Annotated in this window: 12 protein-coding genes, 1 tRNA gene and 1 pseudogene; 9 read left to right on the top strand and 5 right to left on the bottom strand. The window is 37.5% G+C overall.

The window, feature by feature from the left end:
- Positions 1-317 precede the first annotated feature (317 nt).
- Complete coding sequence (locus Sarmat_RS04675) at positions 318-539, top strand: hypothetical protein (protein WP_202149656.1); 222 nt, start codon at positions 318-320, stop codon at positions 537-539.
- Between the two features lie 21 nt (positions 540-560).
- On the opposite strand, the pseudogene Sarmat_RS04670 reads toward Sarmat_RS04675, so the two are convergent.
- A pseudogene (locus tag Sarmat_RS04670) lies at positions 561-961 on the bottom strand (transposase); the annotation flags it as partial.
- An 11-nt stretch (positions 962-972) separates the two neighbouring features.
- Here Sarmat_RS04670 and Sarmat_RS04665 point away from each other — a divergent pair.
- Together Sarmat_RS04665 and Sarmat_RS04660 are read left to right on the top strand one after the other, a co-directional pair.
- Positions 973-1116 carry a hypothetical protein gene (locus Sarmat_RS04665; RefSeq protein ID WP_202149655.1) on the top strand — a complete coding sequence of 48 codons (144 nt, stop codon included), beginning with the start codon at positions 973-975 and terminating at the stop codon, positions 1114-1116.
- Positions 1097-1408: a hypothetical protein gene (locus Sarmat_RS04660; protein WP_202149654.1), complete on the top strand. Its 312-nt coding sequence runs from the start codon at positions 1097-1099 to the stop codon at positions 1406-1408. Before Sarmat_RS04665 ends, Sarmat_RS04660 begins: the two co-directional genes overlap by 20 nt.
- Positions 1409-1528: 120 nt before the next feature.
- Here the strand turns inward: Sarmat_RS04660 and rpmA are convergent, their stop codons facing one another.
- From rpmA to trxB, 4 genes are all read right to left on the bottom strand, one after another.
- Positions 1529-1798, bottom strand: coding sequence for a 50S ribosomal protein L27 (gene rpmA, locus Sarmat_RS04655; protein WP_202149653.1), 270 nt, complete (start codon positions 1796-1798; stop codon positions 1529-1531).
- A 522-nt stretch (positions 1799-2320) separates the two neighbouring features.
- Positions 2321-2638, bottom strand: a complete 318-nt coding sequence (gene rplU, locus Sarmat_RS04650; RefSeq protein ID WP_202149652.1) for a 50S ribosomal protein L21 — start codon at positions 2636-2638, stop codon at positions 2321-2323.
- 138 nt (positions 2639-2776) lie between these two features.
- Positions 2777-3865, bottom strand: coding sequence for a serine hydrolase (locus Sarmat_RS04645; RefSeq protein WP_202149651.1), 1089 nt, complete (start codon positions 3863-3865; stop codon positions 2777-2779).
- Positions 3866-3974: 109 nt separating this feature from the next.
- The gene (gene trxB / locus Sarmat_RS04640) at positions 3975-4928 is read right to left on the bottom strand and encodes a thioredoxin-disulfide reductase (RefSeq protein ID WP_202149650.1); all 954 of its coding nucleotides are present in this window, start codon (positions 4926-4928) and stop codon (positions 3975-3977) included.
- Between the two features lie 232 nt (positions 4929-5160).
- On the opposite strand from trxB, the gene gltX reads away from it, so the two are divergent.
- From gltX to Sarmat_RS07110, 6 genes are all read left to right on the top strand, one after another.
- Positions 5161-6549, top strand: coding sequence for a glutamate--tRNA ligase (gene gltX / locus Sarmat_RS04635; protein ID WP_202149649.1), 1389 nt, complete (start codon positions 5161-5163; stop codon positions 6547-6549).
- 124 nt (positions 6550-6673) lie between these two features.
- On the top strand, positions 6674-7348 hold the full coding sequence (locus Sarmat_RS04630) for an OmpH/Skp family outer membrane protein (RefSeq protein ID WP_202149648.1): 675 nt from the start codon (positions 6674-6676) through the stop codon (positions 7346-7348).
- A gap of 50 nt (positions 7349-7398) precedes the next feature.
- Complete coding sequence (locus Sarmat_RS04625; RefSeq protein WP_202149647.1) at positions 7399-8256, top strand: 2,3,4,5-tetrahydropyridine-2,6-dicarboxylate N-succinyltransferase; 858 nt, start codon at positions 7399-7401, stop codon at positions 8254-8256.
- A 181-nt stretch (positions 8257-8437) separates the two neighbouring features.
- Positions 8438-8514: transfer RNA gene (locus tag Sarmat_RS04620), tRNA-Ile, on the top strand.
- Positions 8515-8564: 50 nt separating this feature from the next.
- Positions 8565-10115, top strand: a complete 1551-nt coding sequence (locus tag Sarmat_RS04615) for a peptidoglycan DD-metalloendopeptidase family protein (RefSeq protein ID WP_202149646.1) — start codon at positions 8565-8567, stop codon at positions 10113-10115.
- A 192-nt stretch (positions 10116-10307) separates the two neighbouring features.
- Complete coding sequence (locus Sarmat_RS07110) at positions 10308-10433, top strand: hypothetical protein (RefSeq protein ID WP_279611756.1); 126 nt, start codon at positions 10308-10310, stop codon at positions 10431-10433.
- The last annotated feature ends 181 nt before the right edge of the window (positions 10434-10614 follow it).

Raw genomic sequence — 10614 nt, 5'->3', positions numbered from 1 at the left:
GCCTACGACTCTTTTATCCCAGATTTTTTCTAGCTTCTTTATTATTATTTCAAACTTTTCTAGCTCCATGCCAAATAATCTTAAAAAAACTCTTGGATGTTTAGCAATTTTACTGTATCTTATCATTGTGTGTAGTCTCTTGTTGGTTAAAAATCAAGTTCTATACACGCTTTATAAAAAATATCAACCCCTCCCTGTAAGTAATTTCCAATTCTATATACTTACGCAAGAGGTCTGCTGAATAGGTTAGTTAAATGTTTTGCGTGACTGGTTCTTAGACAAATATTTGTTAGTAATAGATCGGACAAATTGGGAGTTTGGCAAACAAAGTATTATATCTAGCGATTTCATATGAAAACATAGCAATTCCGATCTTTTTTAAGATGCTAGATAATAAGGGTGGCAACTCGAAAGCTTCAGACCGTATAGAGCTGGTCAGCAAATTTATCAAATGTTTTGGGATTGGAAAAATAGAGGCGATTTTGGGGGATAGAGAATTTTTTGACCAGGAATGGATTGAATTTCTTACAAATAAATAATAGACCTCTTTCGAAACTCATTTATACTAGCTCCATGTTATAAATAGCTGCAATCAAATTGAATCTGAGGCCAAACCTTTTTCGTCTGTTTCTATATTTGTCAGATATGATTTTAAATCGTTTGAGCATACCGATAACATTTTCATTTACCGCCCTTTCGCTTGCAAGCTCTTGATTCTTCTCTTTATCCTCTTTTGTTAACGGGTTTTTCTTAGTCTTCTTTCTTGGTAATTCAGACTTGCTATGCAGCTTTTGTATGCTTGATATCCAGTGTCAGTAATAGCTTTTATAGAAGGATTTATCTTTGTTCTCGACTCTTTGAATAGCCTAAAATCATGCCGCTTACCATTTGCAAAAGCAGTGCATATTACTTGTTTCATCTTCTTATCGACAACAACTTGGGTTTTTAATAGACCTCTTTCGAAACTCGCTCATGATAAGTAAATGCGAGGAGCATACGAAGCACAGAGCCACGGCCATACTAAGGTACGTGAGGACTCGAGCATCGACGGTGACGAAGCAGTTGCCATCAGGAGTAGAGTTAGGAAAGAGGTCTATTGAAAACGCAAGGTTTTAATATGGAAGATACTCACATCAAAGATCTTGAAAGATTAGCAAAATTGCTTGCAGTTTTAACAATTGGATTTGTATTTACCGTAAAATTTGGGGTAATAAAAAATTTAGTAAAACCAATTAAAATTAAAAATCATAATCGTAGGTTATTTTCTATATTTTCATATGGACCTACTTTTTTAAGAAAAATATTAATGCAATCAAAATTCATCGAAATTTTTGATTTTTTCCTCAGATCTATTATGTCTAACAATCCTTTAAATTCAAAGCTTAAGCAACTATGTGTCTGGTACTAAGGTGCTGCACTACAAAGCTCCCTCCGTTATCAGGTTTAAGCTGCAAAAAACTATAAAAAATACCATCAACAAATAAAGAAGATCGCTCTAAAAAGCAGAGGTGTAAGTGCGACACGCCAACTAGTTTGCAACAAGCGTCGATTGGGGAATTACTGCGATAAAAGATTTACGTTTATTCTGATAAAACCTCACGTTACCCTCAACCAGCGCAAACAGAGTGTGATCTTTGCCAATACCAACATTCTTTCCTGGAAAAAACTTGGTGCCGCGCTGACGCATAATAATATTACCAGGTATAACTTTTTGCCCATCTGACTTTTTAGGGCCTAATCTTCTGCCAGCGGAGTCTCTACCATTACGTGAACTACCACCAGCTTTTTTGGTTGCCATGCTAAATTAACCTCTAAAAAAAGTATATTTATTAAAAAATCTTCGACAAAAGCATAGAAAAATATGCAAATAAACCATAAAACGAGTATCGCAACCACTTTGAACCGCGCTATCTTGGCCTTAGGCCAATGCTATTATCGTACTTTTGCGATATACACCTCGCGACCTGCGCAGGAGATATGCCCACCTTGTGTTACTCGTTAACAAAGTAAGAGACGTACATAAGCAGGAGATACATCCACTCTGAATTTCTTACTAACAAAGTAATGTCCAACGAAACGTTCAGTTAGTGAAGTTCCAGACGCTTCCAATAAACAACAATAAGAACACCGACAACAAAAAAACATCAAGCATCAAGTATTTTTCATCATAGCTCGATAAACACAATCATACTTGTGCATAAAAATTATGCTTAATTCCTAGAACATTTAAACGACCCAAGATGTTATCTCTCATACAAGTTCTTAGGCAATGCGGATCGCCCGCAAAACACAGAGGACACAGCCCATGCAAGTGCGCTAGCTATGCACTAATAATCTCAAGAATCTTCAGTCTTGTGAGATTTTGTCGATGGCCGTTCTTTCTTCTTGAGTTTTGCCTACGTCTTTTTTTGAAAACGAGAACTTTTTGGTCCTTAAATTGCTCGAGAATCACAGCCCTCACCTCTACCCCTTTAATAGTTGGAGTGCCAATAAACAAAGGCTTAGTTTGAGATCCAAACATCAAAATATCAGACAATACCACATTATCTTGAGCTTTTCCCGCAATTCTCTGAACGGTAATTACGTCCTCCGGACTAACTTTATACTGTTTTCCGCCTATACTTAATACTGCAAACATAAAGCCTCATAAAGCAAAATTTATTCCACCATGGTAACATTGTTTTTTGACAGTGTCAAGGGCGATTACATTCATCTTTTACCGAAATATATAGAATAATCTACAAAATAATCTCATCGTAAACACTAATAATTTATTTTAGTCCTTGGTAACATTTTGTATAAAATTCATCACTATATTATTTTGCATATCACTCTGCAAAGCGCTAGCATTACTAATAACTGAACAATATAACCTATTATCTACTACATAACCCACAAAATCTGTTTGACCAGGCGTCACTCTAGAGTTATATATAGCTTTTAACTTACCATTTACGACATGCGCAAAAGCCCCATATGTCTTATACAAATTAGTTGATTCATCTATCACAAACTGCCCTCTTAACATTTTTTTGTATTGCTGTTTGTTTAGCACTTTCAGGGCTTCAATGCCTCTATAAAAATTTATCATATCAGTAACAGTAGAGGTGACAAAACCTTGATAATTAGATTTTAATACTTCATGAAGCTTTACTGGCGTAAATGACGCCTTTCTCTTATGAAAATCGGTCACATAATATCTTATCGGGTATTCGCCACCAGGTTTGTCTTTGTTATGCATGAACCTCACTACTTCTTCCCCATTCAAAAAATTTGTATTTTCTAATTCGAGTGGGCGCAGGATGTTATCAAAACAAAACTCGTTAAATGTTTTGCCACTCACTTCTTCTATCAACAACATCAACAAAACATTATTTCTCTGAGAAAAAACATACCTCTTACTTTTTGGCGGAGATGTAAAGAGAGACGAGGGATTTTTTATTTGTTCCAGGGTAACATCTTCAAGTTCAGATAGCCCTGTATTATGTAGCAATAAATCACTAATTGAGAAGTCTAAAACCCAAGGCGGCATAGCCTGTATCTCCTCTCTATCAGATTTATTAAAATAAACCTTAATGGGGTTATACAGCTTTAAATCACCACGCTGCTCTAGTAATAAAACTGAAGTGGCTAAGAGCACATCTAGAAAACCAGAAGTTGGCATCACTTGGTTAAATCTCAGCTGACGCCCATCCAAAGAGGCGATACCAGATGCGCCGCAGTTAAAAATTTTATCGGAGTTAGCTAAAGCAAAAGTAGCATTAAAAAAACTACTCTCTAAATGCTCTCTCACCTTGCTATTTATGCTCAAATAGTCATCGCGCCCTAACGCTCCAAAGGATAGTAGCGTTATTATGCAAAACAAAAACAATAACGCGCATTTTATAATTCTCATTAGTGTTAAAAATACATAAAAATAAAATACATCCAGAATCAATAAACAGAAAAATAAATCAAAAAATAATTTACTCTAATCAACCTAAAAAACGCTCCACTTCCAAAGCGGCCATGCAACCGGTAGCGGCAGCAGTAACAGCTTGGCGAAACACTCTATCTTGCACGTCACCAGCAGCAAACACGCCTGGTATATTAGTGGCCGTAGAATCAGGAGCCGTAATGATATATCCAAATTTATCTAATGCAATAGATGGATTATTTTTAGAATTTAAAAATAAGGATGTATTAGGTGCATAACCTATAGCAACAAACACTCCATCGCATTTTAAATCCGTCACCTTGCCATCCATATCTTTTAAACGTATACCAGTAACACTCTTGGGTTGGCTCTGACCTAAGATCTCCTCAACTACACTATTCCATATCACTTCTATCTTAGGATTGGCAAAAACTCTTTGCTGCAAGATTTTTTCAGCGCGCAAAGCATTTCTTCTATGTATTAAAGTTACTTTGCTTGCGTGATGAGCAAGATGCAGCGCTTCTTCTGCCGCGGTATTCCCTCCTCCAACTACTACCACTTCTTTGTTTTTAAAGAAAAACGCGTCGCATGTGGCGCAACCAGACACTCCAAAGCCCCGATATTCTGCTTCCGAGTCAAGCCCTAACCATTTAGCGCTCGCGCCAGTGCTAATGATGAGCGTTTGGGTGGTTATGACAGTTTTATTAGAGGTTTTTACAACAAAAGGTGAAGTAGAATAATCTATCTCTACAGCATCATCTTGCAATATCTGTGCCCCAACATTTTTTGCCTGTTGCATCATCTGCTCCATTAACCAAGGCCCTTGTATAGGCGATGCAAAGCCTGGATAATTTTCCACATTCGTGGTAATCATCAGCTGCCCTCCATACATAGATCCAGCTACAACAATCGGGTCTAACGCCGCCCTCGCAGCATAAATAGCGGCACTAAGGCCGGCGGGCCCTGAGCCCACAATGCATGTTTTTGTTGTAAATTCTTGTTGTGTCGACATAATTTTTAATTACCACTTATTATCAATATTTATCAAAATTCACAAATCACTTAATTTCACCTTGTTATCACTAACAAAAAGCGTTAAAATTATCTTTGCTTATCTAATTAAAAAGAAAAAAATAATTTTGTTCAAGTATTTTGTGCAATTCTGCAAAATTAGAAGTAGTGAAAAATTAATATATGCGTAATGTAACAAAATACTTTTAATTCATTTGTAATTCATTTTCTATATGCTTCCTATATCAACCAACAAAGTTATCACACGCTTTGCCCCATCCCCCACTGGCATGCTACATATTGGCAATGCTCGTAGCGCATTAATCAACTGGCTTTTTGCCAAGTCTATGAACGGCACTTTCATTTTGCGTTTTGATGACACAGATCTTGAGCGTAGCAAAGAACAATATAAACATGCTATAGCAAAAGATTTACGCTGGCTGGGTTTAGTATGGGATGATATTTTTTATCAATCTCAAAGAATTGCTCAATATCATCAAGTTATTCATGAGTTATTAGAAAAAGGCAGGTTATATGAATGCTTTGAAACGCCAGAGGAGCTGGAGTTAAAAAGAAAGATGCGCTTGACTCAAAATTTACCACCGATATACGATAGATCAGCTCTGCAACTCAGCCAAGAAAAGAAAGAGCAGTATTTATTAGAAGGTAGAAGGCCGCATTATAGGTTTTTGCTGCAGCATGAGCAAATTCAGTGGAATGATATGATTAAAGGATCGATCCATTACGATGGCTCTGATTTGTCCGACCCTATAGTGGTGCGTAGTGACGGTAGTATGACCTATATGCTTTGCTCTGTTATAGATGATGTAGACTATAATATTTCTCATATCATTAGAGGAGAAGACCATGTTACTAACACTGCAATGCAAATTCAGATGTTTCAGGCGCTTAACGCACCCGCGCCAATATTTGCCCACTTGAGTTTAGTTAAGTCAAAAGAAGATAAGATATCAAAACGCATTGGTGGGTTTGAAATAGAATCTTTGCGCAGTACTGTTGGGCTGGAACCTATGGCCATTAATAGTTTTTTTGCGCTCATTGGTTCTTCGAAAAATGTAAAACCATATTTAAATCTACGCGATTTGGCTGAGGATTTTGATATCACAAAATTTTCAAAAAGCTCTACCATTTATTCCCCTGAAGAATTAGAAAGAGTGAATCATAAACTTCTACTAAGTTCATCTTTTGCAGATATCGAGCCAAGATTACAAGAAGAGGGGTTTGGTTTTGTTACTCCTGCAATCTGGAATGTGGTGAAAAATAATCTGCAATCCTTATTAGAGTTAGAATTGTGGCGCGCAGTGTTAGATCTTGATGTATTTTACAATAATAGAGTTACTAACAATTCTCAAGAAGATAAAATCTTCTTAAATCAAGCCGCTATACTCTTCTCTAAGATAAGACAAGAAACGCAAGGGATAGATGAGGTATGGTCTGCATGGATAGAGAGCATTAAAGAGCATTTTCCTGATCGCAAAGGCCCAGCACTCTTTTTACCCCTAAGGCTTGCGCTTACTAATCTTGCAACAGGTCCTGAGTTGAAAGATTTGCTAAGACTGCTAACGCCAGAAGAGATTGTGCGTAGATTGAATACCTTTTAATATAAATAAAAATAGAATTAAATCTAATAACTAAATATATTTAGAATAACCTTCAAATAAAATAATTGATTTATGATTAGAGTCTTAATTTATTAACAGATATCAATTTACACTATCCTGAAGTATGCGCATTACTGTTTTTTCTGTCATATTGCTATTAATAAACGCACGCATTACTCATTGTTACGCTAGCGCCACTGAATATTTGAATGCACAATCGGATCCGTTCCCTGATGTTTTTATGATGCAGGATGAGAATGCAAGCGCTGCATCTTCTTCTAATGTTCGTCGTTCTCAGTCTCAGGCGCGAGAGTCTCGCGTTAGCTATCAAACAATAGCAGTAATAGATATACAGTTAGTGTTGAACAAGGCTCTATCAAACCAAAAGATACAATCACAATCTCGTAAATTAATTGAACAAATTAGGAGTGATATTAAATATCATGAGAATCAGCTAAAGCAATTAGAAGCGGATATGATGAAAAAACATCAGAATGCACCGAATGATTTAGATAGTAACTTATCTCAATTCAATGCCAAGTTAAATGCTGCATATGAAATTATCAAAAATAAACGCTCTAATCTAGAAAAAATACAATCTGATTCCTTGCGAAAAATTCATATAGTATTAATGGAATTGATAGAAAAATTTGCTAAAGAAAATGGTATAATGGTTGTCTTACCAAAAAATCAAACCCTCTTTGCAGACCATAAGCTAGATATTACTCCAATTATGCTAGAGCTACTTAACAAACGCCTCGCGCAAAGGGAATTTAGCGTTATGCAAAATTCTAAATAATAGAAATAATAGAATTGATAAAACAAAATAAATTAAACAATACCAAATGTATGCAAAGCTATAATGAAATCAAAGATCTAGAACAAATAAATGTTTTTTGGGATAGATATCTAGAGGGTGGGGATCTACCAGCTCTCAAGCAAGATATAGTGCTGCAAGAACTACTAGAATGGATAATAGAGGAGCTAAATTATGGTAGGTGCAGACCCGCTACAAAACATCCAACCAACGGTTGGGAAGTTTGCAAAGAAGTGCAGCGCGCAATCTTGCTCTATTTTTTTATCAAAGATTGCCAGATATCTTGTATGCATAATCCATCGCACACCTTTGGGGTGTATAGAGATAAAATTCCACTGCGCTTTTCATATTCTAACCAACAACACCTACACTATCTGCAACAGCATAACATTAGAATAGTAATGGGTTCAATAATGCGTAACGGTTCATATATCGGCGCAAACACTGTGTTTATGCCTTCCTTCGTGAATATTGGCGCTTATGTTGGGGCGGGAAGCATGATAGACACCTGGTCTACTATCGGTTCTTGCGCGCAAATAGGAGAAAACTGCCATATTTCTGGTGGCACAGGCATAGGTGGAGTGCTCGAGCCAGTTGGTGCTAGGCCGGTGATTATAGAGGATAATTGCTTTATTGGGGCTAGGTCGGAAGTAGCGGAAGGGATGATAGTAGAAAGTGGCGCAGTAATAGGCATGGGTGTTTTTTTAAGCTCGTCTACTAAAATTTTAGACCGGGAAACTGGAGCGATATCTTATGGCGTGGTGCCAGCAAATGCGGTGGTTGTGTCTGGTTCATATAACAACCTATATTGCGCCGTGATAGTAAAGCGCGCTGATGCAAAGACAAGGAGTAAGGTAGAAATTAATAATCTGCTACGAGAGAATCACTAACTTTTGCTATTGCAATAATAATTATTTTGTTTTTTTATCATTCCAATACTTGCTTCTTGTAATAACATATGCTATAATTTTGGCGTTGCATTTGCTGTGCAATGCTCTTCTGTTTATAATTTCAATTAAAATTCAATTCTGTTCTCAGGGCTTTTCTTGTCTTTGATAGAGCATTTGCCTGGGGTTTGTAGCTCAGCTGGTTAGAGCACACGCCTGATAAGCGTGAGGTCGGAAGTTCAAGTCTTCTCAAACCCACCATCCATGCATAACTTTTTTTCAACACTGCCATCATAACATTTTGTTAAATTATGCTCGTTCTACTACTGGCTCTTGTAGCAGTCTTGTGTCAAGGATGCGCAAATCAAGAACCTGCTCCTATTGAATATTATGCAGATGAAAATGGTGCTAACCATGTTATTACTCATAAATCACGTCAATATAAACAACATACAGAACGCGAATACGATGAGCAAGATTTTGCTCAAGACCTACATCAAATACTTCCTGTAAATAATACTGAAAGAATAGAGCAGTTTAGAGGGCGAAGTGGCCAGACCCGAGGTAGTGAGGAGTATGCGCAAAGTGATGCTTTGGAAGCGGCGGTAAGCGGCGCTGAAGGTTTAAATGATCAAGAGCGAAGAGTAGGGGGCGTTCGCCAGAAACAACAAAACTCAAAAGAGAATTCGTTAGAGCAGTTAGATAAAATGCTTTCCGATGAATTAAAGCGTAACAAGAATATTTCCTCCACCAAGACTAATGTTGCTAGCGCTAATGCTGTTAATGCAGTTGGTACTGCTAGCGTTAATTCCACCAAAGTAAAAGATAATAACCCATCTTCCAAGCTCACTCATGAAGCTCGGGCTCTGGCACAAGCGCAAGGACCATACAAAGCGCAGAGCACTCAGCGTTATGCTGCAGGCGAAGATTTTGAATCAGGAACAGCACAACAGCTGTCATCAGGCGCGCAGCTTCGCAATGGGTCTAATGCATCACCCACAAAGCATCTGCCACCACAAACTGATAAAAAAATAATTTATCATGAGGTAGGGGAGGGCGAGACGCTGGAAAGCTTAGCTAGTAAATACCAGGTGAGTAGCCAGGAGATTGCTCAGATAAACGATATAGAATCAGAAACTGGAGGACGCAAGATTCGCCCAGGGCAGTTACTTAAGCTATATGTTTCGGATGAATTAATACAATCGAACAACGCAAAACCAGTATACGATTCTAACGGAGTGGATGGTTCGCGCCAAGCTGCCAATACAAACGTAACTTCTAGCCAACATTCTATGCATCTTGAGAGTGCTATGCGTCCTGAACCCCAACATCCTAAGCAATATGAGTATAGTGGTGAGCAAAATTCTGCATTAGGGACTGGCTCTCAAGGCGAGTTAAATAGTCAAGCTGCTTCACGCAGAAGCGCTAATACCCATCTTCCAAACTACGAGCAAGAAGCTAGCGAACACAGCGTGCATGCATCCTTTATTAAGCCAGTAGAGGGTGGAAAAATTCTCGTTGGATTCCAACAAATAGACGAAAGGGGGAAGAAGAATAATGGTGTAAATATACAAGCTCCCAAAGGTTCAAATGTTGTTGCGATCTGCGACGGAAAGATAGTGTATGTTGGTAACGACTCTACTTTTGGTAATATGCTAGTATTAGAAGCTCCAAATGGGCTGTGCGTCGCCTACGCGCATTTAGATAAAATTGAGGTAAATAAAGGCCAAGTAGTGAGAAGTGGTGAAGTGATTGGTAAGCTTGGCGCTACCGGAATAGTCACCTCTCCTCAACTACATCTGGCGATTCGTCATGCGAAAAATAATCGCTCAGTTAATCCGCTGGAATATTTTGCATATTAACAATATTTTTACACAAAACCTTCTTATGTATGATACTGTTAACAGTTAGAACTGTTTTTTGTTAGTGATGCGTGCGTTATTCAAGAGCTGCAAATTTAGAGCCTTCAAAATAAACTAGACCTGTTGCGTAAGTGAGAATATATCGCCTAATGATAGAAAGAGGTCTTGATTCTTTCAAGACGGAAGGTATATATGGAGTTTATTTCAACACAAAACTACTTCATATATGGCATTTTAAGATTATTTGGCATTAGTTACGAAGAATTTGATATTTTAGTGAAGAAACTTGAAGTATCATTAGGGACCGTTGCGAGATGAGGTAATTTTTGTTATAATAAATCTCAAAAGAACGAGGTTTTCAAATGTCTTCAGCGCATAAAATTACAATGGTAAGTTTAAATCAATTAGTTAGTCCAAAGCATCAATATCGCAAATTTAAAGACTTATTTGATTTTGAGGTGGTAGCGAAAGAATTAAAAAGCGTTGAATCTCCTGCAAA

The organism is Candidatus Sarmatiella mevalonica, assembly GCF_016751895.1.
In the GTDB taxonomy this organism is placed as follows: domain Bacteria; phylum Pseudomonadota; class Alphaproteobacteria; order Rickettsiales; family Rickettsiaceae; genus Sarmatiella; species Sarmatiella mevalonica.
Note: the sequence above shows the minus strand (reverse complement) of the source record. Positions and strands in the feature narration are given on the sequence as shown.

Coding starts and splice junctions, on each gene's coding strand:
- Sarmat_RS04615 (WP_202149646.1), top strand. CDS start 8,565: ATGCTCGTTCTACTACTGGCTCTTGTAGCAGTCTTGTGTCAAGGATGC.
- rplU (WP_202149652.1), bottom strand. CDS start 2,638: ATGTTTGCAGTATTAAGTATAGGCGGAAAACAGTATAAAGTTAGTCCG.
- trxB (WP_202149650.1), bottom strand. CDS start 4,928: ATGTCGACACAACAAGAATTTACAACAAAAACATGCATTGTGGGCTCA.
- Sarmat_RS07110 (WP_279611756.1), top strand. CDS start 10,308: ATGGAGTTTATTTCAACACAAAACTACTTCATATATGGCATTTTAAGA.
- Sarmat_RS04625 (WP_202149647.1), top strand. CDS start 7,399: ATGCAAAGCTATAATGAAATCAAAGATCTAGAACAAATAAATGTTTTT.
- Sarmat_RS04630 (WP_202149648.1), top strand. CDS start 6,674: ATGCGCATTACTGTTTTTTCTGTCATATTGCTATTAATAAACGCACGC.
- rpmA (WP_202149653.1), bottom strand. CDS start 1,798: ATGGCAACCAAAAAAGCTGGTGGTAGTTCACGTAATGGTAGAGACTCC.
- Sarmat_RS04665 (WP_202149655.1), top strand. CDS start 973: ATGATAAGTAAATGCGAGGAGCATACGAAGCACAGAGCCACGGCCATA.
- gltX (WP_202149649.1), top strand. CDS start 5,161: ATGCTTCCTATATCAACCAACAAAGTTATCACACGCTTTGCCCCATCC.